19 protein-coding genes are annotated in these 23,734 nt (G+C 43.3%); 1 reads left to right on the top strand and 18 read right to left on the bottom strand.

The annotated features are described in order from the left end of the window. Positions 1-4: 4 nt before the first annotated feature. From hydG to RBATCC27255_RS00855, 17 genes are all read right to left on the bottom strand, one after another. Positions 5-1,432 carry a [FeFe] hydrogenase H-cluster radical SAM maturase HydG gene (gene hydG, locus RBATCC27255_RS00935; RefSeq protein ID WP_101028338.1) on the bottom strand — a complete coding sequence of 476 codons (1,428 nt, stop codon included), beginning with the start codon at positions 1,430-1,432 and terminating at the stop codon, positions 5-7. Between the two features lie 159 nt (positions 1,433-1,591). Then, complete coding sequence (gene hydE / locus RBATCC27255_RS00930) at positions 1,592-2,638, bottom strand: [FeFe] hydrogenase H-cluster radical SAM maturase HydE (protein ID WP_101028332.1); 1,047 nt, start codon at positions 2,636-2,638, stop codon at positions 1,592-1,594. 89 nt (positions 2,639-2,727) lie between these two features. Then, the gene (locus tag RBATCC27255_RS00925) at positions 2,728-3,546 is read right to left on the bottom strand and encodes a TPM domain-containing protein (protein WP_101028331.1); all 819 of its coding nucleotides are present in this window, start codon (positions 3,544-3,546) and stop codon (positions 2,728-2,730) included. Beyond that, a complete protein-coding gene (locus tag RBATCC27255_RS00920) occupies positions 3,543-4,667 on the bottom strand; it encodes a TFIIB-type zinc ribbon-containing protein (protein ID WP_046431065.1) in 1,125 nt (374 codons plus the stop codon). Before RBATCC27255_RS00920 ends, RBATCC27255_RS00925 begins: the two co-directional genes overlap by 4 nt. A 77-nt stretch (positions 4,668-4,744) precedes the next feature. Further along, positions 4,745-5,986, bottom strand: a complete 1,242-nt coding sequence (locus RBATCC27255_RS00915; protein WP_015523036.1) for an SPFH domain-containing protein — start codon at positions 5,984-5,986, stop codon at positions 4,745-4,747. Between the two features lie 217 nt (positions 5,987-6,203). Continuing rightward, complete coding sequence (locus RBATCC27255_RS00910) at positions 6,204-6,989, bottom strand: zinc ribbon domain-containing protein (RefSeq protein WP_101028330.1); 786 nt, start codon at positions 6,987-6,989, stop codon at positions 6,204-6,206. 15 nt (positions 6,990-7,004) lie between these two features. Next, the gene (gene aspS / locus RBATCC27255_RS00905) at positions 7,005-8,783 is read right to left on the bottom strand and encodes an aspartate--tRNA ligase (protein ID WP_101028329.1); all 1,779 of its coding nucleotides are present in this window, start codon (positions 8,781-8,783) and stop codon (positions 7,005-7,007) included. A 69-nt stretch (positions 8,784-8,852) separates the two neighbouring features. Further along, a complete protein-coding gene (gene hisS / locus RBATCC27255_RS00900; protein ID WP_101028328.1) occupies positions 8,853-10,145 on the bottom strand; it encodes a histidine--tRNA ligase in 1,293 nt (430 codons plus the stop codon). 117 nt (positions 10,146-10,262) lie between these two features. Next, positions 10,263-10,658: a methylglyoxal synthase gene (gene mgsA / locus RBATCC27255_RS00895; RefSeq protein ID WP_015523032.1), complete on the bottom strand. Its 396-nt coding sequence runs from the start codon at positions 10,656-10,658 to the stop codon at positions 10,263-10,265. 70 nt (positions 10,659-10,728) lie between these two features. After that, the gene (locus RBATCC27255_RS00890; RefSeq protein ID WP_101028327.1) at positions 10,729-11,469 is read right to left on the bottom strand and encodes a septum site-determining protein MinD; all 741 of its coding nucleotides are present in this window, start codon (positions 11,467-11,469) and stop codon (positions 10,729-10,731) included. A 271-nt stretch (positions 11,470-11,740) separates the two neighbouring features. Next, positions 11,741-13,762 (bottom strand): peptidoglycan D,D-transpeptidase FtsI family protein, encoded by a 2,022-nt coding sequence (locus tag RBATCC27255_RS00885; RefSeq protein ID WP_101028326.1) that lies wholly within the window; start codon positions 13,760-13,762, stop codon positions 11,741-11,743. 23 nt (positions 13,763-13,785) lie between these two features. Next, positions 13,786-14,289, bottom strand: a complete 504-nt coding sequence (locus tag RBATCC27255_RS00880; protein ID WP_101028325.1) for a rod shape-determining protein MreD — start codon at positions 14,287-14,289, stop codon at positions 13,786-13,788. Beyond that, entirely contained in the window at positions 14,286-15,041 is a 756-nt protein-coding gene (gene mreC / locus RBATCC27255_RS00875) for a rod shape-determining protein MreC (protein WP_169923193.1), read from the bottom strand. Before mreC ends, RBATCC27255_RS00880 begins: the two co-directional genes overlap by 4 nt. A gap of 150 nt (positions 15,042-15,191) precedes the next feature. Further along, on the bottom strand, positions 15,192-16,202 hold the full coding sequence (locus RBATCC27255_RS00870) for a rod shape-determining protein (protein ID WP_101028323.1): 1,011 nt from the start codon (positions 16,200-16,202) through the stop codon (positions 15,192-15,194). Positions 16,203-16,312: 110 nt separating this feature from the next. Continuing rightward, the gene (gene dut, locus RBATCC27255_RS00865) at positions 16,313-16,753 is read right to left on the bottom strand and encodes a dUTP diphosphatase (RefSeq protein WP_101028322.1); all 441 of its coding nucleotides are present in this window, start codon (positions 16,751-16,753) and stop codon (positions 16,313-16,315) included. A gap of 166 nt (positions 16,754-16,919) precedes the next feature. Further along, positions 16,920-18,983, bottom strand: coding sequence for a peptidase U32 family protein (locus tag RBATCC27255_RS00860; RefSeq protein ID WP_101028321.1), 2,064 nt, complete (start codon positions 18,981-18,983; stop codon positions 16,920-16,922). Continuing rightward, positions 18,980-19,624, bottom strand: coding sequence for a cell division protein ZapA (locus RBATCC27255_RS00855; RefSeq protein ID WP_101028320.1), 645 nt, complete (start codon positions 19,622-19,624; stop codon positions 18,980-18,982). Before RBATCC27255_RS00855 ends, RBATCC27255_RS00860 begins: the two co-directional genes overlap by 4 nt. A 296-nt stretch (positions 19,625-19,920) precedes the next feature. Between RBATCC27255_RS00855 and RBATCC27255_RS00850 the strand changes: the two genes are divergently transcribed. Then, on the top strand, positions 19,921-21,810 hold the full coding sequence (locus RBATCC27255_RS00850; RefSeq protein ID WP_101028319.1) for a glycoside hydrolase family 13 protein: 1,890 nt from the start codon (positions 19,921-19,923) through the stop codon (positions 21,808-21,810). A 106-nt stretch (positions 21,811-21,916) separates the two neighbouring features. On the opposite strand, the gene RBATCC27255_RS00845 is transcribed toward RBATCC27255_RS00850, so the two are convergent. Beyond that, positions 21,917-23,659: a hypothetical protein gene (locus RBATCC27255_RS00845; RefSeq protein ID WP_101028318.1), complete on the bottom strand. Its 1,743-nt coding sequence runs from the start codon at positions 23,657-23,659 to the stop codon at positions 21,917-21,919. Positions 23,660-23,734 lie beyond the last annotated feature (75 nt).

The following is a 23,734-nucleotide window of genomic DNA, read 5'->3' as shown; positions in this document are numbered from 1 at the left end:
TCCGTCAAAATCTGAAATCTCTTTTATTGTTGTTTCTTATGTCAAAGATATGTTCTTTTGCAATGGTGCGGACTTTTTCGTTGGGGATTTTTTCGAGTTCCTGTTCAATGAGTTTTTGACCGACATTCCTTGTATCATCGCTTGCATAATCAACAAGATATTCTTCAAGCGTCATAAGGGCATTGGGGTGGCAACAGTTCTGAATCTGACCGCTCTTGCAAAGCGACATAAAGCGGTCGCCCGTTCTGCCCTCACGGTAACAGGCGGTACAGAATGACGGAATATAGCCGAGATTCATAAGCCACCTTACAACCTCATCAAGACTGCGGTTGTCGGAAACATCAAACTGAGCCGAATTTTCTTCTTCCGATTCGGGTTCGTCATATCCTCCTACGCTTGTGCGTGAGCCTCCGCTGATCTGAGAAATGCCGAGTTCAAGCACCTTTTTGCGAACGCTTTCGCTCTCTCGGGTTGAAATAATCATACCCGTGTAGGGAACTGCAATTCTGATAATTGCGACTATTTTTGCAAAGGTTTCATCGTCAATTCCGTTGTCAAAATCATCGGGATTTATATCGTCTGCCGCCTTGATTCGGGGAACGCTGATTGTGTGCGGACCAACGCCGTGAACAGCCTCAAGATGTTCTGCGTGCATAAGAAGTCCTGCAAGTTCATAGCGGTAGAGCTCAAGCCCGAAAAGCACACCGATTCCCACATCATCAATACCGCCCTGCATGGCTCTGTCCATTGCCTCTGTGTGGTAATTGTAGTTGTGCTTGGGACCTGTTGGGTGGAGCTGTTCATAACTCTTTTTATTGTAGGTTTCCTGAAAAAGAATGTATGTGCCGATTCCGGCTTCCTTGAGCTTTTTATAATTTTCAACGGTTGTTGCGGCAATGTTCACATTAACCCGTCTGATTGCACCGTTCTTGTGATTGACAGAATAAATGGTCTTTATGCAGTCGAGAATGTACTCAATCGGGTTGTTTACGGGATCTTCGCCTGCCTCAATTGCAAGGCGCTTGTGTCCCATATCCTGAAGTGCGATAACTTCTTTTCTGACCTCATCCTGTGTGAGCTTTTTACGACAGATGTGCTTGTTCTTTGCATGATACGGACAATAGACACAGCCGTTTACACAGTAGTTTGAAAGATAGAGGGGGGCGAACATAACAATTCTGTCACCGTAAAAATCCTTCTTAATCTGACGGGCAAGGTTGTAGATTTCTTTGATTCTCTCTTTATCTTCACAAGCTAAAAGAACGCTTGCCTCACGGTGATTGATACCCTTTTTGAGCCTTGCTTTTTCGATTATTTTATCGACAAGTTCAAGGTTATTTTTATTTTCATCGGCAAATTTCAGGGAATCAAGAATCTCCCCGTCATTGATAAACTCCTCCGCTTTCAGCGAATTTTTATTGTATCTAATCATAATAATCATCATAGCCTTTCAGGCAACAAACAGTTTATTAAAAATCACCTAATTAACCTGCGTTGCCTGAACAGGCGTAAATGATGATTTCAGCCATCTCAAAATTATGCCAAAGGCAAATTTTGAGGGCAATATATTATAATAGTGTGATTTTTCACACTATTTCTCTGTATAATCTCCTCGGTCGGTCACGATTTCAAAGCCGATTTTTTTCATTCTGTCTGCAAGACAGCCGATACACTGCGCCGTTTCATCTCCGGTGCAGATCTTGTTGTCGTAGAGCGAGTAATCCTTTCTGTGCTTAACAGGGGAAAGGTTGGGCATTACAACATTTGCACCGTGAAGAATGCCCTTTTCCCGACCAAGCGGATCGACCGTACCTAAGGCGGTTGTTGCCGGCAAAAGAATATTCGGTTTTAAAAGCCTTATTATTGAAAGCAACATAAGCACAAGGCTTACATCGCCATGATTTTCATTTTTAAATTTTGTGTCTTTGTGCGGTACAAACGGACCTATTCCGCACATTTCTGGACTTAATTTTTCAATAAATTTTAAATCCTTGACAAGCATTTCGGGAGTTTGGAACGGTGAGCCGACCATAAATCCTGCGCCTGTCTGATAACCGATTCTCTTTAAATTATACAGGCATTGCATTCGGTTTTCAAGTGACATTTCGGGCGGATGCAACATGGAATAGTGCTTTTTGTCGGCTGTTTCGTGACGGAGAAGATATCTGTCTGCGCCGCTGTCAAAAAGTCTTTGATAGCTTTCATACGACCTTTCGCCAAGCGAGAGCGTTACGGCACAATCGGGAAATCTATTTTTTATTTCCGACACAATGCCGCACATCACATCATCTGTAAAAAATCCGTCCTCACCGCCCTGCAACACAAATGTGCGGAATCCGAGTTCGTGTCCGTTTTGGCAACATGAGAGAATTTCATCCTTTGAAAGTCGGTAACGCACGGCATTGCCGTTTGAACGGCGAAGTCCGCAGTAGTAGCAATCATTTTTGCATATACTCGAAAATTCAATCAAGCCACGAATATAGATTTTGTTGCCGAAAATTCTGTCGGCAGTATCTCTTGCACATTTGCGAAGATATTCAAAATCTTTTTCGTCGTAAGTTGTAATCAGTTGTAAAAGTTCGCTTTCACAGGCTGTGTGCATGGTATTCAGTTTTTGAATAATTTCAATATTCCTCATAATTTTTTCACATTAAAAGAGGACGGCATTTCTGCCGCCCCCAAACAGAGAATACAGCATTCTCCGTAAAATTCAAATAGTTTTCAGCATTAAAAGCTTCTGCTTCCGCCGCCCGATGAACCGCCGCCACCGGAGGAGCTGCTTGATGAACCACCCGAGCTGTCGGAATCACTCCGGATTCTCGTAACGGAAACATGCTTTGTCAGGAAGATATCCTTCTTGTCGGTAAGCATAGTCTTGCTGTTTTTCTTGAGGTCATAAGTTCCTGCTTTGCCGTTGTGCTTGTAACGGTTTTTCACTACAATAACAACAATAACGGCAACAATGATTGAACCGGCTGCAATGATAATGCCGTAATGCTTTACGACATAGAGGAACTTGTTATCCTCTTTTTCCTGCAAATCAATATTTTCGTTTGACTCGTCATCGTCAATACCCTCGTCATAGTAGTGGTCAACATAATAGAGGAATTGTTCGGCAGCACTGTAATAGTTGCCTTGCTTCATATCACGCTGAACATCATCAAGAAGAGTATTAACACGGCCATCGCCGAAATAATACATTGCATCGCCTTTTGTTCTGAAGTCGATTGCTCTGCCTTCCATATCAATCGTGAGTATAACGCCTGCCGTAGTTTTGCCGTATTTGTCGGCATAATAACGGTTTGCAAACGGTTTGATATTGTCCTCGGTTTTGCCCTCGTTGTTAGTATAGATAACCGCAACCCAGCCGGTTTTTTGAGCAAAAGCGTCAAGTTCCGCCTGAAGCTGTGTTTCTTCCTCCGAGGTAAACAGTTCGGCATCATCACGGAGTTCTGTTTGTCCCGCCGCAAAAACAAAGAGCGGAGTGCAGAAAACCATAATCATTGCCGCAAGTATTGCGGAAAGTCTTTTTGTCACATTCATCATAAGAACAACAGACCTCCCAACAAGCCGAGTGCCATAAGCGCTGCGGCAATAATTGCAGCGAAAGCAAGAAGCTTTCCTGCGGAGGTAGGAAGCTCACCGTAGGTTTTGCCCGTCTGACCGTTAACTGCAAACGGCAGAATTTTACCCCTGTATTTATAGGTTACAACCCAAACGGGCAAGAGGGTATAGTTCCAATTTTCAAGGTCGATTTTATCATTGTAGTTCTGAATCTGAACGGCACTGTATCCGCTTGCCGTGTCTTTCATAAGCTGTTGACAGTAGCCGTTGATTCTTGTTTGAACTGCCTGTGCAACCTCATTTTGCTCAATATCACGCTTTTCTGCCTGAAAACCCGAAAGATAGGACATTGCAAACGGGTGAGCCTCGCCCAAATCGTAAGGGTGTACGCATTGGAGCATATCTCTGTCCTGACCTTTTAACGCTCTTTCAAAAACATTATTTACAATCAGATTGCCTGCTCTGTGGAGCTCAAAAACCTTTGTTTCCGTGTAACGGTCATCTCCGACAGTCCACGAACGAACCTTTTCGCCCTTTGCAACCATCTGTGCGCTACGCTGTTCGTCAACATACCAATACGGAAAATACACACCCGTGAGTTTGTCAAAATGCTTTTCGCTGACAAAATTCTTCGGCAAAAACCATTTCCTTTTGCACATTTCAAGAAACTTGTCAATTGCCTTCTGCTTTGAAAGCTTGAACGGAATCACACGGTCGGGTTTAAATTCACCCGAAAGTCTGCCGCCGAGAACAACAGGATTCTGACAATAGAAGCAGGTTGTTGCCGCAGTTGATGCTGTTGTAACAACCTGAGCACCGCAGCTTGGGCAGTTGTAGATAACAGCCTCTTCCTCAGTTTTGTTTTCTGCCTGTGCGCTGTCATTGCTCTGCGCCTGCTTGGCGGCATTCTCTTTAGCCTTTTCCTGTTCCTTTTTCTCCTGCTTTTCTGCGCTGTTCTCTTTTTGCTCCTTCTTAGCAAAAAAATCCTGAACATACTTTTCCGTAAAATCGGACATACAGTATTCACAACTGAACATCTGCTTATCGGGATTGAATTTCAGCGGAGCGGCGCAGTTCGGACAGGTGTAGTTTACAGTTGCCATAACTTACCCCTTATAATTAAATTCTGAAACATCCCCCTCCGTTTGAGAAGAGGGATTGTTTGTACTTAAAATTCAGATTATTCTGTCTTTGTACCGCACTCGGGACAGAACTTTGCATTTGCAGAAAGCTCATATCCGCAGTTTGTGCAGAAACGCTTTTTGGGAGCCTCGGGCTTCTTTGAACCGCACTCCGAGCAGAACTTGCCTGTGTTTACCGCACCGCATGAGCAAGTCCATGAGCCTGCGGCTGCACCGCCTGCCTGCGGAGCGGGAGTCTGCTGCGGCTGAGCCTGTTGCTGTGGCTGAGTCGGCTGCTGCTGACGGTACTGCGGATTCTGCTGATAACCGCCCATGATATTTCCGCCGGCATTCATACCAATGCCCATGCCCATAAAGCCTGCCATTGCACCGTTTGCATTTGAGCCGGCATCTTTAAGGCCCTCTGAAATATTGGCTGCAACATAGCCCTGCTGAACTGCTGCATCCGAGAGCATTGCGCCCTTGTTGCGCATATTGATGAGTTCCTGACTGTCCTCTGTGTAGGAAACATCCATACCAACGGCAAAGACTTCCATACCACGAGCCTGTGTCCATTCCTCATCAAGCGTCTGTGCCATATACTGACCGATAAGACGCTGTTTTGACTTGATAAAGCTGATTCTCTCACCGTCGGCGGAATACTGGTTGATTGCAGAACCGAGAGCGCCGACGAACTCCTCGTTATACTGTGCTCTTACATCTGCGAAATCAACAGACTTGTTTTCCGTAACAGCCTCTCTCGGAATAACCTCCTGATAGAACTTGAACGGCTCAACAACCTTGATTGAATATGTACCGTGAGCACGGAGCATAAGCTCTGAATTGTAAAAATTGTCAAAATAGTTTACGGGAGTTGATGTTCCGAAAGGAATACCCTTGATTTCCTGAAGATTTATATAGAAAACTCTCTGAGCCTGTGAGGGGATTCCGCCGTACTTAATACGGTTAAATGTTTCCTTGATCGAATCACCGAACTGACCGCAGAAAAGTGACGGCATTGAGCTGTTATTTACCTTAAAATAACCCGGCTCTGCAGTAAAGTCAACAATCTTACCGCCGTCAATAAGAATCATCATCTGGTTATCGTAAACATGAATTACAGAACCGTTTGATACGATGTTTTCAGAACCCTTTTTGTTCTGACTTTTGCCGTTCTGCGAAACAAGCTGACCGGGACAGATGAGGGTGTTGTCGCCCATAGGGGACGGTTCAATGACCTCGAGCCATGAATCCGCGAGTCCGCCTCCGACTGCATTTATCGCTGCTTTAATAATACCCATAATTTAACTCCTTAATTTTTGTAGCTTATAGCTGATTTTTCAGATGTTGCTGTTACACTAATAATAATATGTTTGAAGAAAAATTTCAATACTATTATTAAAAAACAGGCTGAATGGCATATGTTTTTTTATTGTTCCAATGTTTTGCCATCATAAATAATGCAAAAAGACGGTCGGGAAGAGGGCATTTGGCTCTGACAACCCGACCGTCAAACTTTCAGAATTTTCTCTGTTGAAGTGTCTGTTCGTTTACGGAATTAAACTTCCACGAACGAATGTTAATTTCTTTTATTGCAGTTCCGCAGAACTGACAAAATTTTTCTCCCAGCGTTTTTACGGGAGCGCCGCAGTTGGGGCAATTCACTCCGAGAGCGGTTGCTCTGTTATGAAGCCGGTCAGCGTCCTGAACATACATCAACCCAACCTCGTAGATTGTCTGCATTCTGTTCTCTCTGCTGCCGAAGGTCACCTCATTGTTCATATCGGTAACATACGAAAAGTAACCGACAGACGCCTCAAAAAGTATCGTTACCGTTGCACCGTTTTTTATATAGCGGGCAATCTGAACATCGTAAATATTGACATCCTCATAGTGCTGTGTATTCGCAACAGATGAAAGCTGGTCGATAATTCCCTGAACATAGTTTGTAAAATTCGGAGTGACCTCCTCCGCAATAACGCCGAGCCTTTTTGTCTCAACCGCCGAAAAGTAGTTTCGCAAAAGTGAACGGGTTTTGTTCATATACTGCTCAACATCAAGCTCGGGAAAATCCTTTTTTATCATTGGCATATAAACCGAGGTCATTCCGTGAAGCGAACGGGGAGTTTCACGCATTTGCTCCTGATCCTCTTTCACGCCCTGAATGCCCTCTATAAGGGAACTTGTACCGAACAATGTTCTTGAAAGATGTCTTATCTTACTGACAATTACCGTAACTATAATTGCTATTGCAAGTACGACTATCGACACAGAGATGATGGTTGCAATTGTATCCGGACTCATAGATTATACCCTTAATCAGTCTTCTTTGTTGACAACCTTGATTCCGAGAACCTCAAGGCTTTCATCGTCAACTTCTGCCGGACACGCAGACATAAGCTCGCTTGCATTCTGAACCTTCGGGAATGCCGTTACATCACGGAGGCTGTCAGCCTTGCACATAAGCATTGTAACACGGTCAAGACCGATACCCATACCACCGTGCGGCGGTGCGCCGTATTTGTAGGCTTCAACAAGGAATCCGAACTTTGCTTCGATTTCTTCATCGGTGAGCTTCAAAGCCTTGAACATCTTCTGCTGGAGTTCATAGTCTGTGATACGCATTGAACCGCTTGAAAGCTCAACACCGTTGAGTGTGAGGTCATAGGCCTTTGCAATAACCTTTGACGGATCTGTGTCAAGGTACTGCAGGCACTCTTCCTTAGGCATTGTGAACGGATGGTGCATTGCAAGCCATTCGCCGCTTTCCTCGTCATATTCAAAGAACGGGAAGTCAACAATCCAGAGGAACTTGAATACATCGGGAATAATGTCAAGACGCTTTGCAACAACAAGACGGAGTGCGCCGAGTGTTGAAAGAACCGTGCTGTTCTTGTCGGCAACGATGAGGATAACATCGCCCTTTTCAGCGCCGAGTCTTTCGTAGATTGCCGAAAGCTCTTCTTCACTCATAAACTTCTTGAATGATGCGTTAGGCTCGTCAACCCATCTTACATAGGCAAGTCCCTTTGCACCGATGCCCTTTGCATATTCTGTGAGCTTGTCAATTTCTTTTCTTGTGTAAACCGACGACGCATTCTTGGCAACAATTGCCCTTACAGAACCGCCGTTCTCAATTGCACTTGTAAATACGCTGAAACCGCAGTCCTTAACAAGGTCCGAAATGTCCTGAATCTTCATGTCAAAACGGATATCGGGCTTGTCCGAACCGTAGCTTTTCATAGCCTCTTTGTAGGTCATTCTCTGGAAATGCTCCTCAAGGTCAATGTTTAAAACCTCTTTGAAAAGCTTTTTGAAAAAGCCCTCGTTGATTTCGAGGATTTCATCAACATCAACAAATGAAAGCTCCATATCAATCTGTGTAAATTCAGGCTGACGGTCGGCACGAAGATCCTCGTCACGGAAACATCTTGCAAGCTGAATGTAACGGTCAAAGCCCGAAAGCATAAGGAGCTGTTTGTAAATCTGCGGTGACTGAGGGAGAGCATAAAACTTGCCGTTATGGATTCTTGACGGAACAAGATAATCTCTTGCGCCCTCGGGAGTTGACTTGATCATCATAGGAGTTTCAATTTCAACAAAGCCGTTGTCGTGGAAATAATCTCTTGCAACCTTTGCAATCTTACTTCTCATCATAAGATTGTTGAGAAGAGGACGGCGGCGAAGGTCAAGATAACGATATTTAAGTCTTAACTCCTCGTTTGTGTTTGTATCGTCAACAATTTCAAAAGGCGGCGTCTGTGCCTTTGAAAGCACACGCATATCGCTTACAACAACCTCGATATCGCCTGTGGGGATTTCGCTGTTTTTTGAACTTCTTTCGCAAACAACACCCTTTGCGGCAAGAACAAATTCACTTCTGCATGAAAATGCCTTATCAAAAATTTCTTTGTCTGTTTTGTCATTGAATGCAAGCTGAACAATACCTGTGCGGTCACGCAGGTCAATGAAAATGAGCTGACCGAGGTCACGGCAACGCTGTACCCAACCGCAGACAGTTACCTCTCTGCCGACATCACCGATACGCAGATCTCCGCAATAATCGGTACGCTTCATTCCTGTCATAAATTCTGCCATTGTATATGCTCCTTTATATGAATCGGTCGGCATTTTTAATGTGCCTGACCGACCGAAAATTTTCTTTTATTACTTGTTTTTCTGTTCGTCTGAAAGCTGGATTTCAACAAATCTCTCCATGAAATGCCCGTCAAGAGTAACCTCGGCTGTTTCGCCTGTTTCCATATTCTTGACCTTGGCTGTGTTCTGCTCGATTTCGTTGTCGCCCAAAACGATTGAATATCTTGCGTCAATCTTGTCGGCATACTTCATCTGAGCACGAAGTCCTCTGCCGATAACATCGGTTTCGGCAATCATTCCGCAGCTGCGAACCTGTTTGATAAGCTCAAAAGCCTTAACCTTTGCGGCATCGCCCATTGTTGCAATGTAGAGCATACACTCGTCATTGTCGGGAATTTCAATGCCCTGCTTATCCATTACCATGAGAAGTCTTTCCATACCCATTGCGAAACCGAGGGAGGGAAGGTGCTTGCCGCCGAGCTCCTCGATAAGACCGTCATAACGACCGCCGCCGCAAACAGTGCCCTGAGCACCGATACAATCGGTTACAAATTCAAATACTGTCTTTGTATAGTAATCAAGACCTCTTACAATTGTGGGATCAACCGTGTATTCAATGCCTGCGGCATCAAGATATTTCTGAACTGCGTCAAAGTGGTTTCTACACTCGTCACAAAGATAGTCTGTAATCTTAGGTGCGTCCTTTGCAATCTCGGAACAGATAGGACTTTTGCAGTCGAGAATTCTCATCGGGTTTTTGTCAAGACGGGAAAGACAGGTGTCGCACAGCTTGTCCTTATAACCCTCAAAATATGATTTCAACGCCTTGTGATATTCCGCACGGCAGGTCGGACAGCCGATAGAATTAATCTGAAGATGAACGCTGTCAAGCTGAAGTCTGTTAATTACGGAGCTTGCAAGGCTGATAAGCTCTGCATCGGCAACAGGATCCTGTGTGCCGTACTCCTCAATACCGAACTGGTGGAACTCACGAAGTCTGCCTGCCTGTGGCTTTTCATATCGGTAGCATGAAACAAAGTAGCTTGCCTTAATCGGAAGTCCTTCGTTTTCAAGAGCGTGTTCAAGAACAGCTCTTGCCGCACCGGATGTACCCTCGGGGCGAAGTGTTACGCTTTCGCCGCCCTTTGTGTCGAATGTGTACATTTCTTTCTGAACAACATCGGTTGTCTGACCGACACCACGGGCAAAAAGCTCTGTGTGTTCAAACACGGGAGTTCTGATTTCTCTGAAACCGTAGGAGCGAGCCTCCTCACGCATAATCTTTTCAACAAACTGCCATTTGTAGCTTTCCTTCGGAAGAACATCTTCCGTACCCTTGATTTTCTTGGTTATAAGTGCCATTTTTTTCCTCCGAAAATTACAATCTTTTATAGAAAAGGGAAACGAAAAAATTTCCCTAAAAAACACAACAATCGGGCAGTATTACACCACCCGATATGTAAAGCGAAAATAATTAAATTATTTGAGAATATTTCTCCAGTCAAGGTCGCCTCTTTCAAGACCGTGGATAAGCACCTCGGCAGTTGCAATGTTTGTTGCAACCGGAATGTTGTGCATATCGCAAAGACGGAGCATATTCATATCGTTAGGCTCGTTCGGCTTTGGATTGAGCGGATCTCTGAAAAAGAGAAGCATATCAATCTCATTGCACGCAATTCTTGCCGCAATCTGCTGACTTCCGCCCTGAGAGCCTGCAAGGAATTTCTGAATTGTAAGACCTGTTGCCTCTGACACCATTTTGCCTGTTGTGCCGGTGGCGCAAAGGTTGTTGCGGCTGAGAACACCGCAGTAAGCAATGCAGAACTGCACCATCAGTTCCTTTTTTTCATCATGAGCTATAAGGGCTATATTCATATATATTTCCTCCAGACATTTATTTCATTTCAAATCAATTTCAAAACTATAACTAAAAAAGCCGCACACATTACCCCTTGAAGGCAAGCGGAACATGCTTTCCCTCAAGTCTTTGTGCAAGACAGTCAAAAACAGACGCCGCCGCGCTCCAGTTAAGTCCGGCAACACCTCGCTGAACAATCACCGAAATACGGATATCAAACGGCACAAGCGCAATAAGCTGTGTCTGTGTTGCGTCAATAACGCTGTCGAGGTCTTCATAAAAGCCGAGCTGTGTAAACAGCTTGCGGTCAAAGCGGTTGATAACAAGTCGTATGTTTTTCTTTCCCATTGATTCAAGCTTTCTTCTCACCTTAACCGCACCGCGCACACCCGTCGGCTCCGCATTGGTAACAATCAAGGCTCTGTCGGCAGGCGCTGCCGCAGTTTCAAAGCCTGAGCCGATTCCCGCAGGGGAATCAATAAGAACAAAATCAAAGCTGTCTTTAACAGAATCGACAAGCTGAGTAAACACCGAGGGACTGAGTTCGTTTTCGGTGTCAAAGGGAGCCGCCATAAGGTACAGGTTCTCGTTATTTTTACTTTTGTAAATTGCCTCACCGAATGTACAGTTACCGCAAACGGCATCCGACGCATCAAAAATTATGTCCTGCTCCATATCGAGCATAATGTCAAGACCGCGCATACCGCAGTCACAATCAATAAGCAAGACTCTTTTGCCCTGCTTTACAAGAGCAACGGAAAGACAGATACACACAGTTGACTTGCCTGTGCCGCCTTTTCCCGACGCTACAACTATAACATTATCCATAATAAATTCTACCTCTGCTATATTCTATCACAAAATCCGTCAAAGAGCAATAAACGAACAGTAATTTTATCAGCCAAAATTTTTGTTGATATTTTAGTGATAGTTAATAAAATTATTCTTCATTTTTAACGGTTTGCACAATAATTTCATTGATTTTTAATGCTAAAAGCAAAAATAAGTTTTTTATTGTTTAGGCACTCAGCCATATTATGCGGTCAAAAATTCTTGGTTTTGTTTTAACACAGTGTATTTACAACCGTAATTTCAACTTTTATTTAAAATATGCGTCCAGTAAATCCTTTGCAACCTGCATTGAATATCTGCCCTTTGCACCGTGTTCGATTACAACGGCAATTGCGACCTCGGGCTTTTCATACGGAGCATAGCAAATGAAGGTTGTATGGTCGGAACCCGAGTTTTCAGCCGTACCTGTTTTGGCGGCAACCTTAACTTTATAATCACCGAACATATAATTTGCCGTGCCGTTTTCGTTCTGAGTAACGCCGAGCATTGCCTTGCGAACAATATCAAGATTTTTCTTTGAAATTCCGCATTCACCGTAGCTTTCAACATCTGTCGATTTTACGGTTTTCGTCCGCTCATAATTTGTAACCTTATCAACAATGTGTGTTTTGAGCCTCTCACCGTTGTTGGCGATTGTTGCAACATAGGTTGCAAGCTGAACGGGAGTAAATGCATTGTCGGACTGACCGATTGCGGCTGAAACTGTGTTGCCAACCTGCCAATCTGTGCTGTCCCTGCCTGCAAGCGTTCCCTTTGATTCCTCAATTTCAACGCCTGTGTATTCACCGAGCCCGAACTTCTGCGCATACAGATACATCGGTTCAATTCCGAGCCTTCTGCCCGTGTCGGCAAAAAAGTAGTTGCACGATTGTTCAATTGCGCCCGTAACATCAAGACTGCCGTGATAGTGCATACACCTTACCACATTGGTGGGGTAAAAATCATAGTCCTGTTTGCAGTAGATTTTCGTTTTATCGGTTATGATTTTTTCCTCAAGAGCCGCACCCGCAACACACGGCTTGAACACCGAACCGCAGGCGAATGTTCCGACTGTTGCACGGTTATACATCGGAGAATTTTTGTTTTCCGAAAGCTTGACATAGTACGAACCGTATTCGCTGTACCTGTTCAAATCGTATGTAGGATAGCTTGCCGCCGCAAGTACCGAAAAATCCTTGACCGACAACATTACAACTGCACCTGTTTCACAGTCCTCACCGTTATTTTTCTGTCCCAATTCCTTGCCTGCCTGTTTTGCCGCTTTGACATTTTCTTCAAGCGACTTTGCGGCGGTTTTCTGCAATTTTGAATCAATTGTAAGGTAGACCGTGTTACCGGGTTTTGCGCTCTCGGTTTCAATGCTTTCAACAAGAGTTCCGTCGGCATTTCGCTGAATAACCCTTGTTCCGCCCTTGCCTTTGAGGTCATCCTCAAAGGCAAGTTCAATTCCGAATTTGCCTATCTTATCATTATAGGAGTAGTCCTTGCCATCTTTTTTCAGCTCATTGTATTCATCTTCCGACAACGAACCGAGTGCACCCAAAATGTGCGGTGCAAGGTCGGGATCAGATGCACCTCGTGTGAGATAGGTCTGAATTTCAACACCGCTCACACCCTGAGTATTTTCGCTGACGGCATTCACGGCACTTCGGCTGATATTTTTGGCAAAAACATACGGGTTTGAATTTGAATAATTTTCAAGTTCCATATTGTAATGAATTGAAACGAGCGTTGTTTTTTGACTTAGACTCAACCTGTCGGAAATTTTGTAGCGTTTTAAAAGTGCGTCAAAGCAATCATCGGCACTTGTGTTCCTGTCCATATCAAGAAAATCCGATGACAGAAGTTTTTTCGCATCTTCTTCACGGCTTGTTTTATAAACGCAACTGCCGTCCGAGCCGACCGAAATCGGCAATGAATCTGTTCTTGCATCTCCTGTTTTTGTGAGAATATCAGCAAGTTCAAGTAAAATTCCGTCAAGCCTGTCCTCCTCAATATAAAGCTTGTTAAGGACTATTTTATACTTTGTGGTGTTTACAACAAGACCTACACCGTTGCGGTCAACGATTTCGCCCCTTGTTGCGTCGGTTTTTTCGGTATATCCCGTTGATTTTGCGGCAAGGCTCTTGTAGTTTTTTCCCTGCACAAGCTGCCAATCGGCAAGCCTGATTGCAAAGCCTGCAAAAATTGCGGCTGTTATTATTATGCTGACGGTTGTTCTGCTCTTTTTACTTTTTTTGCCGTTTTTTCTGCTTTTGCCGAACCTCATACCGAACCTCCCTTTCACAAAGATTAAAGATTTTTGTTTAAAAATGCCGTAAGAAAATACAGCGGAATTGTCACGGCAAATGTGTAAAGTATTCTTGAAATGTAGTGCCGTACAAACAACAAACAACCGCTGTCAAGCCCTGCAATCAGGACAAACAGCAGATAATAAATCAACATTACCGTCATTACCGCCGCAAATGAAAACACGATAACGGTAACAAATGACGGCACAAAATATTTGCTGAACACAAAGTTTTCCGCATAGCAGACAACCGTAAGTGCAAAGGCAAAATAGCCGATACTGCCGTCAAATGAAATATCCGTCAGCACACCGCACAACGCACCGAAAATTACCGACGGCAAAGTGTTTTCAAAAGAAGCAATGCAGAGTGCAAGTGAAATCAACATAAGCGGTCTGCCGCCGAAAATTTCGGGAATTATAAAACCCGAACCCTGAAAAACATACATAATTATTAACAGCAGGGAATAGCCGAAAAATCGAAAAAAAGTTCTTGAAGCTCTCATCATTTTTTAACCTCGCCCTTGCCGTCAAAATCGGTAATAATTGCGGCAGAAGTCACGGTGCGGATGTCCTCATACGGCTCAACAACAGCATAACGGGTTGTGTCATAGGAATTGAACTTCAGTTCTTTAACCTTGCCGATTATGAGATTTTTCGGATAAACTCCGCCTGTTCCCGAGGTTACAACAATGTCTCCTACTTTGATTTTGTTGTTCTCTGCAATCTTTGTCAGACAGGTGAGATTATCGTCACAATATTCAGCGTTTCCGCTTATGATTCCGTTGTCGGAAGTCTTTTTGTCAATTGCAGACGCTTTGGTGTCGGGCGAAAGAATTGTTCTTACCCGACAGGTCGTGAGTTCAACATCACTCACCCAGCCGATAAGACCGTTTTCCGTGATTACGGGATCATTTTTTTCCACATTGTCTGTTGAACCCTTGTCAAGAGTGAACGAGTAGAAATCATCGTTCGCATCCCTTCTCAGCACACCGGCAGGAAGAATATCGTATGACGGATTTTCCTTTTTCAGCTCATAATATTTCCACAGCTTTGCATTTTCTTCCTTGGTGTCAAGGTAGTCAACAAGCTGTTCACGGAGTTCGGCATTTTCCTTTTTAAGCTGTTCGTTTTCTTTTTCAAGCTCTTCCTTTGATTTGTCGGAAGATGCCGCACCTGCGGTCAGCGTTGAAAGTCCTTTTGTAACCGTGTTTACCGCACCCGAAAAAATGTTACTGCCGTTATGAGAGAAAACACTCATCACAGTTAGTATGACGAGTGTAATTATCAGAATTTTTGAGTTTTTATTATGTAAAAAATTTCTCATATCTCATATTTATATTACAAATATTACAAATACGGTCGGGCGGTAATTTTCAAAATCTGCCCGACCTTACTTTGTCGATTTTTATTATCTATCGTGCTTGTACTGAACACCGAGCGGTTTGCCGAGTCTTTTGCCTGCACCGTCAACAACACAGTCGAGAGGTCTTTCGGCAATGTGAACGGGCATACCCGTCTGTTGCATAACAAGCATATCAAGTCCCTTGAGCAACGCACCGCCACCCGTGAGCATAATACCGTGGTCGATTATGTCGGCTGAAAGCTCAGGCGGAGTTTTTTCAAGAGTTGTCCTTATTGCTTCAATAATTGTTGCAAGCGGATCGGCAAGAGCCTCTCTGACCTCGGCTGAGGAAATTGTAATATCCTTGGGAAGTCCGTCAACAAGATTTCTGCCCTTGACAACAAGGTTTTTTTCTTCCTCACCCGGATATGCGGAGCCGATTTTCATTTTGATATCTTCGGCAGTTCTTTCACCGATGAGAAGATTATATTTTCTTTTGATATAGGTTGAAATCGCCTCGTCAAACTTATCTCCGGCAACTCTTACGGAACAGGCTGTAACAATGTCACCGAGAGAAATTACGGCAACCTCGCTTGTGCCTCCGCCGATGTCAACAACCATACTTCCGCACGGTTCGTCAACGGGCATACCTGCGCCGATTGCGGCAGCCATTGGTTCTTCGATAAGGACAACCGGAGGCTTTGCACCTGCCTGATACGCGGCGTCCTCAACAGCCTTTCTTTCAACCTCGGTAACACCCGAAGGCATACAGATTATAACCCTCGGCTTGCTGAAAATTCCGGGTTTCACCGCCTTTTTGATAAAGTGCTGAAGCATTTTTGCGGTTATTTTAAAATCGGCAATAACTCCGTCCTTGAGCGGACGAACCGCAACTATGGAACCGGGAGTTCTGCCAATCATTTCTTTTGCCTGTGAGCCGACTGCAAGAACCTCGTCGGTACGCATATCAACTGCGACAACGCTCGGTTCACGCAAAATTATTCCCTTTCCTTTAAGACAAACAAGAGTGTTTGCAGTTCCGAGGTCAATTCCTATATCCTTTGAAAATGAAAACATCCCACAGCCTCCTTCTATGCTGTAATACCCAAATGTATTTTACTTAGACAGTATATACTTATCATATATCTTTTCGCAATTAAGGGCAATGATAAATTGTCGAATTTTTTTTATTTTTTGCCTGTTGAGCCAAAACCGCCCTCACCGCGCTCTGTGTCGCCAAGTTCTGTAACTTCTTCAACATCACACGGAACAACGGGAGCGATGACCATCTGACAGATTCTCTCAAACGGCTCAATCTCATAAGGCTTGTCCGAAACATTGCAAAGACCTGCGCAGATTTCTCCGCGGTAGTCGCTGTCAACAACACCCACACCGTTTGAAAGGCAGATGCCGTGCTTGATTCCCAGACCGCTTCTTGCATAGAGAAATGCGGCAACGCTGTTGTCGGGAAGTTCAATTGCTATGCCTGTCGGCACAAGCACAAGCTGACCCGGATTGATTGTAATTTTTTCGTCAATGCAGGCATATAAATCCATACCTGCAGAGCCGTTTGTGGCTCTTTTTGGGATTTTTGCATTGTCTTTTACTTTTTTTATTTTGATTGTCATAGTTACCATCCTTCATTTCCTGCATTTTTTGCAGGAATTATTCATTTGTAATTTTATTTTTCTATTATAAAATTATTTCACGGAAAATAAGATTTTTTTATTTTCGGGAAAGGAAAATTCAGCTTTTCAACAAAACAATAATGATTATTTTAACATTTTCAACATCTTAATTAACACCCCTGCGATATAATCCATATGTTAATTTCTCTTTCAACATTGAAATAAGGCTTGATTCGTTAAGACTTTCAACGGTTTCAACATAGTTTTCAACAGTAAATCTAAAAATGTTAAAAGATGTTGAAAATGTTAAAAATTGTTTATCCGAAACAAAAAGCAAGTCGCAATTCAAAACTTCGGTACAGTTTCCGTCACATTTCAGTAAAAATTGTTTGCCTATTCTATCCTTCATTTTTGACTGATTTTTGCAGGATTTACATTCTATGCCTGCGCCCCTGACAGGGCAGCTTCTGCAAAGCATAAGAGGGAGATAGCCGTAGCTGATAATTCCCCTCGGAATGTTGCCTCCAAGTGCGTTAATACGCTTAAAATCGAGTTCAAAGCTGAGTTCTGCATCCTTGATTCCGTATTCCTCCGCCCACAAAAGGTCAAGGGTATTTACAAAATTCATTCCGAACCCCGAATGAAGTGTGAACCCAAGATTTTTGGCAATGTATAATGCTCCGAGATTGTTGCAAAGCACATCGGATATGCCGATTTCTTTCATCTCGGAAAGCTTTTTTGCAATCGTATCTTCCCGTCCGAACATTCCTCTCGGAATTTCAACACCGATGTTAAAGCCCTCGTTTTTGAGCCTTACAAGCTCCCTTTTGTCGGCAAAAAGCGGAACAAAAACAAGCTCGCATTTCTTAAAAGCATCGGAAAGCTTTGTCTGAGGCACTCTTGCACGGGTGGTTTTTTCCACAGGCGGTGTGAATTTTGGAAAAGCTATTTCGTAATCACGGTTGATTTTGTAGTTGTGAACAACACTTCTCGCCGTGTCGAGTTCATTAAGAACTTCTCTTCGCAAGGAATTGAGAACCGACAGCGGAATTGAAATGTTATCATCAATATTTATGTTCACATCGGTGGGATTATATGCCGTTGAGCCTGTTTTTTTAAGCTGTTTTTCGCATTTTTCTTTGTCAAGAGGTCTGTTGATTGCTTTTTCGGTTACGGTATCTGAAATCTTTTTAACGGTGTGAACTCCGTCAGAAGCGACTAAGACGGGATTTTCGCCGAGTTTTGCCGTAAAATCAAAGGTTATTTCAACATTTCCGATTTCGTCCTTGTAGGAAGAACGGATTGCCGAAAACAGCTTTTCATCGGCAGAAACAACATCCGATTTTGTTCTTGTGCCGAACATATGACTTCCCGTTTTGCCGATGTAATAAGCGTCTGTAAAGCCTGTTCGTGAAAAAACTCCTCTGAGCATTTCCTGAGTTTTGTCGCTGATAAAGCCGAAATCACGCTGTTCAACACACGCCCTTACTGCGGCTGAAACATACTCGGGGCGTTTCATTCTGCCCTCAATTTTAGCCGAGGCAACTCCCATATTTTGAAGCTCGCCGAGGTAATTTACAATGCTGTTGTCTTTAAGACTTAAAGCGTGACCGCCCTTTTGATTGTTTACGGAAAACGGAAGTCGGCACGGCTGTGCGCAGGCGCCGCGGTTTCCGCTTCTTGAGCCTATCATTGCGCTGAGGTAGCATTGTCCCGAAACGCACATACACAATGCACCGTGAACAAAAACTTCGAGTTCAACCGGAATTTCACAGCATTTTTCAATTTCTTTTTTGCTCATTTCACGGGCAAGGACAACACGCTTGAAGCCCATTTCATAAAGTGCCTTTACACCCGATGCAGTGTGAATACTCATCTGGGTTGACGCGTGAAGCGCAAGCTCGGGAACAAGCTCGTGTGCAAGCCTTGCTACGCCAATATTCTGAACAATGAGTGCGTCAACATCAGCCTCTGCGGCTGAAATTATGGCTTTTTTCAGCTTTTCAAGCTCGTCGTCAAACACAATCGTGTTGATTGTGACATACACCTTTACACCGTGAATGTGACAGTATGCCGTCGCTTTCTTTAGTTCTTCATCATCAAAATTTTTCGCTGATGAGCGGGCGGAAAATGACTTTTCACCGAGATAAACCGCATCCGCTCCGCTCCTTACGGCGGCAATAACGCTGTCAAAGCTGCCTGCCGGAGCAAGTATTTCTATCTTTTTCATTTCTTATCTTCATCAAACAGAGAGAACTGCGTCATAGGAACATAACCGAGAAGCTCCTCGTTACGCAATTCCTGTTCTGTTTTTTTAGCCTCGTTTGACAGAACATTTACAGGTATATTATCTGACTGCTCTGTTATGTTATTTTTAGCGCTTGAAATCTTTTTTCCCTTTGGAACTGAATTTGTTTCAGGCTCAGATTTTTTCGACTCGGCTTTTTCTTCGCTTTTCTCAACACTTCCGAGCTTTTCTTTAAGCTGAGAAACCTCATGTCTGAGAACCGCAATTCTCTTTTCAAGTTCTCTGTTATTCATAGTAAGTCTTGTATTATCATTCATCGACTCGGTAAGCTTATCCCTGTATTCCTTGCAAAGTCTGTTGAGTTCATTTGTCTGCTGAATAATTTTGTCAGCCTTTTCAACATAGTCCTTGTTCTTCTTAACAGCCTTGTTGCGGTCGTCACAAAAGTTAAGTGCCGCAAGAATTGCACAGTCGCGGGTATCAAGCTGTTTTGTGCTTTGCGCAACCTTTCTGATGTGGGATACAACCTCATTTGCAACCTTATGAACATACTTTTCATCATCTGTTGTTATAAGCGAATAGTTTCTGCCCTCAATCTGAACGCTTATCTTCTTTTTTTCCATAGGAATACATCTCCCTTAAATAGCTTTTTCGTACTCAATCGACTTTTTTACACAAGTAATCATCATATATTATAATATAAAACAAAAGATAATAAAAGAGCAAAGAGAAGATTGTTTGAATATTTTTTTAATTGCACGGCTTTTAGCGATTTTATTCCAATTTCGACCTATTTTGGTTGAAATATTTATTCTCTTATGATAAAATAATCTTTGCGTCATTTTGGCGGATTTGTCCTAATTTCCGATTAACAGGGCATAACCGCCAAAACAAAATCTATATTTCGGAATATATTATTATGGGAAGTGATTATATGCCCGTACCGTTTGATTCACGAAAAATTTACTACCGTTCACCGTTTGGTGCGGTTGAACAGGGTACCGAGATTCATTTCAGAATTCTTTTGCCAAAGACAGAGCATACACAAAAAGCACAGCTGTGCGTAAAATACGATTACGATTACAACTGGGAATTTACCGAGCTTATCTGGTGCGGTAAATTTGACGAGGATACCGAAATTTGGGAGTGTGACTTTACTCCCGAGAAAATCGGTCTTTACTGGTACAATTTCAAGCTTACCGGCATTGACAGGACAAGATATGTTATTCCGTCCGATCCGTACACGGTCAGCACAATTGAAGACTATATGGGCAGAAGCTGGCAGATTACCTGCTACAAAAAAGGCTTTAAAACTCCCGACTGGCTTGTCGGCGGAGTTATGTATCAGATTTTTCCCGACCGTTTTTATTTCAGCGGTGAAGAAAAGAATATTAAGCGTACCGACTTCAAACGCAACAAGGATTGGTTTGCTCTTCCCGAATGGAAACCCGATGAAAACGGAATAATTAAGAACAATGATTTCTTTATGGGCGACCTCAAGGGAATTACGATGAAGCTTGATTACCTTGAAAGCCTCGGTGTAAGCTGTATTTACCTTAATCCTATCAGCGAGGCATACTCAAACCACCGCTATGATACGGGCGACTATTCAAAGGTTGATTCGATTCTCGGAACAGAGGAAGATTTTAAGCACCTTTGCGCAGAGGCTAAAAAGAGGGGAATACACATTATAAATGACGGCGTATTTTCTCATACCGGAAGCGACAGCGTTTACTTCAACCGTTCGGGCAGATACGGCAAGGGCGGTGCGTATAACGACAAAAATTCGCCGTATTTCAGCTGGTACAAATTCAACGAATGGCCGAACAATTACCAAAGCTGGTGGGGTTTTGACACTTTGCCCGAGGTTATTGAGGAAACTCCGTCATTCAACGAATATATCAACGGCAAAGACGGTATAGTCAGAAAATGGATGAAATGCGGCAACTCGGGTTGGCGGCTTGATGTTGCAGATGAGCTTCCCGATGTATTCATTGAAAATCTTCGCAAATCCGTTAAGGACGAAAATCCGGACGCATTTCTCGTCGGTGAAGTGTGGGAGGACGCAAGCAACAAGGAAAGCTACGGCGCAAGAAGAAAGTTCTTGCTCGGCGAACAGTTTGACTCCGTTATGAACTATGTGTTCAGGGATGCAATTCTTAACTTCTGCAAGGGTCAGCACGGCAAATACACAATGGATCAGATTATGAGCGTAATCGAAAACTATCCCCGTCCTGTTCTCAGAGTGCTGATGAATTCACTTTCTACTCACGATACCGAAAGAGCAATCACAGTTATGGCAGGCGAACCGCTTGACGGCAAGGACAGAGAATGGCAGGCTGACACTAAGCTTGATGACGAGCATAAAAAACTCGGTGTAAAGCTGCTCAAGGTTGCAAGCGCAATGCAGTTTACTCTCCCGGGATTTCCGTGTATTTATTACGGTGACGAGGCAGGAATGGAGGGATATCGTGATCCGTTCAACCGTTGCTGTTATCCGTGGGGCAAAGAAAATAAGGCACTCATTGAATGGCACAAAAAGCTTGCAAATGTAAGAAAAAGCTGTTCGGCATTGTGGGACGGTGATTTTATAAATGTTCTTTCGGAGGAAAGAAGAATTTCATATATCCGCCACGACAAAGATTCCGCTATTTTCTGCACATTCAATCTCTATGATTATGAAGTCGAGGCAAAAATGCCGCCCGGATATGCAGACGGCAAACCTGTTTTCGGTTCAAAACTTGAGAACGGTATACTCACAATTCCGCCCATGTCGGCAGAATTTGTAGTTATTGAACTCGATACATGATATATGTAATGTAAAACAGAATAAAGTATAATTACAAGCGACAGAAATTAAACTGTCGCTTGTTTTGTTGCGGTATTTATATGCTTGTTATATTTAATTTACCGACTTACTCATCTTCCGTTATCGGCGGAATAAAGCATTCTATCGCACTGCGAAGCTTGGGATGACGAATGACAAAATGGATTGCGGGCGTTTTTCCTTTGGACACCATCACCCATTGTCCCTCGTGAATTATAATTTTCAGATTATTAAATGCGTGCGCCGTACTGCACTTTAATGTGTAATTCGGGTTATGCTCTGCAAAAGCCATTGATTCTTTCAAATGGGCAGTATATTCCTCTTCGTTATACGGAATATCCTCTTCACAAAATATACCCGAAAGTTCCAGCATGGGAGGACTTTTCGTAAAATTTTCCTGTACAAAATCAGGTATCTCATCTTCAATCCTTTCATTTTCAAGAATTATTTTAATTTGCTGTCTTTGTGTTTTTGCATACTCTTTTATTTTTTCTTTTAACTCTGCATCAATATTGTTCCGTGTAAGAATACGGTTGAGAAGTTCATCGCTTATTGTGTACAACGGCAGAGAGGACAGAATACTGCGGCGTTTGCCTGCTGTTTTTATATCGGCAAGAAGAAAGGCATTCAGCTCATTTTTTCGTTCACTGCGGTAAATTTCCATCAAGGGATAGGCATTTTTCAGCATTTCCTCGGCTCTTTTTCGGTAATATTCCACCTCACGCTTTACCTTTGTCAGATAGTATTTGCCGTCGGAATGGTATCCGGCAACAGCTTCGCCCGAAAGTGCGGCAATTCCCGACACCTTCAAAAAATGCAGAAAGACATCATTCGGAGCATTCTTGAAATAGTAGGGAGAAATCTGCCCTGTCATATACATCGGTATCCAGCTTTCAAGACCAAGCATCATCTCATCAAAAGAACGGTCAAGATTATGTATTTGATGAAGATGCAGTCCTTTTTTTAGCATCATCGCCATACCGAACATCCATTTTTTTGGGAACTCCGGATCCTTTGCCATTTCCTTCATCGGCATATCGCTGTACATTATCACAGGGGCTGATGATTTTGAAAGCACGGTTGATTTCAAAAAATCAAGCTCGCTCTCCATCATTTCTTTTATACCGAAATATGTCTTGGAGGACGGAATCTGAAACGGTACGGACGGAACTTTCAGCTCATCAAACTTAATAACCTTGATATATTCGTTCAAATCAAAGTCATCCAGCTTGCTTAAAAATTTTGAAACGCTGTTGCTTTCGGCTTTTTGCACAGGCTGTTTCAAAAGCCAGCTTTTTATTTTTGCGTATCGAACCGACAAATCATAAATTTCATCAATATCACAGCCAATCAATTCTGCAACGGCGGCAATTTCGGACGGCATCTGCATTGTTCTTGTAACAAAGGAAGCAACCGCAGATGCAAAACGCTCGGCATCTCCGGGCTTTCTTGAGCCGTTACGAATGCGAAAAATAGCAGACGCATCATAGTTAGTGTACTGACACAACTGCGTCAGATTGACATTGAGTGCAGAGAGAAGTGTGTTGAAATTTTTCCGCAGCAGCTCCTTGTCTGTGGATACAAAATCATCGCAGCTTACAAACGCTTTTTTCACAGCGTCAGCGGTAATTTGCAGCTCTCCTTTTTGTGCGGAAATCTGTGCCAGCGCACAGCATAAATCCTCAAAAGGCTTTGTTCCAAACTCCGGCACGCGTTCGCCGTTTCTGTATCGGCTGAGAGATGCCGCAGAAATGCCGGATAAATTACAGATATCTTTTCCCGTACAGGACAACTGCTCGATATAATCGTTTAATTTTTCAGAAAATTTCATAGATATCACTCCAATCGAGTTTGTTTTTAACAATGTTATAAGAGTATATTACAGAATAATTCCAAAATAGTCAAT

Source organism: Ruminococcus bromii (assembly GCF_002834225.1).
GTDB classification, from domain to species: domain Bacteria; phylum Bacillota; class Clostridia; order Oscillospirales; family Acutalibacteraceae; genus Ruminococcoides; species Ruminococcoides bromii.
This window is presented reverse-complemented; position numbering and strand designations above follow the sequence as displayed.